Origin of the sequence: Acinetobacter sp. UBA3106, assembly GCA_002365595.1 — a bacterium.
Lineage (GTDB): Bacteria > Pseudomonadota > Gammaproteobacteria > Pseudomonadales > Moraxellaceae > Acinetobacter.
Genome location: DFAM01000013.1, coordinates 1 through 661, shown reverse-complemented (window position 1 = coordinate 661; position 661 = coordinate 1). Strand labels below are relative to the sequence as shown.

Sequence of the window (661 nt, the reverse complement as noted above, 5' to 3'; positions counted from 1 at the left end):
CTGGTGTTTATTGATGATGCCACAGGAAAATTGCAGCATTTACGCTTCTGTGAATCAGAATCAACCTTTGACTATATGATTTCAACACGCCTGTATGTTGAACAGCACGGTAAGCCCTTAGCGTTTTACAGCGATAAACATTCAGTGTTTAGGGTAAATCAAAGCAGTAAGAAAGACACCAGGATTACCCAGTTTGGACGCGTACTCAGTACCCTCAAAATCGATATCATCTTCGCTAACTCACCCCAGGCCAAAGGTCGTGTGGAACGAGCGAATAGAACACTTCAGGATCGTCTGATTAAGGAGATGCGCCTGGAAGGTATCAATTCGATTGCAGATGCGAATAAGTGGTTGCCCTGCTTTATTGAGCAATTTAATCGTAAATTTGCCAAGATGGCTTTTAATCCCAAGGATCTACACCGGACTGTCACTGAAACAGCCGAAGAGTTAGATGATGTTTTTACCTGGCGTGAACCACGCAGAGTGACGAAAAGCCTGACCATTACTTATGATAAATGTGTATATCTCCTGGAGAATACAGAAGAAAATCAGAGGTTGATCGGCAAGTATCTTGAATTTCTAGAATACCCGGATGGTACTGTGGCCATCATGCATGAAAGTCGGAAGATCAATTACAGCATCTTCGATAAATTAAGTCAGC

General features: G+C 42.5%; 1 protein-coding gene. It reads left to right on the top strand.

Features of this window, described 5'->3' with window-relative positions; translation table 11 throughout:
• The coding region (locus B4C48_RS05705) for an ISNCY family transposase (RefSeq protein ID WP_291354645.1) at positions 1-661 on the top strand (661 nt) is incomplete at both ends.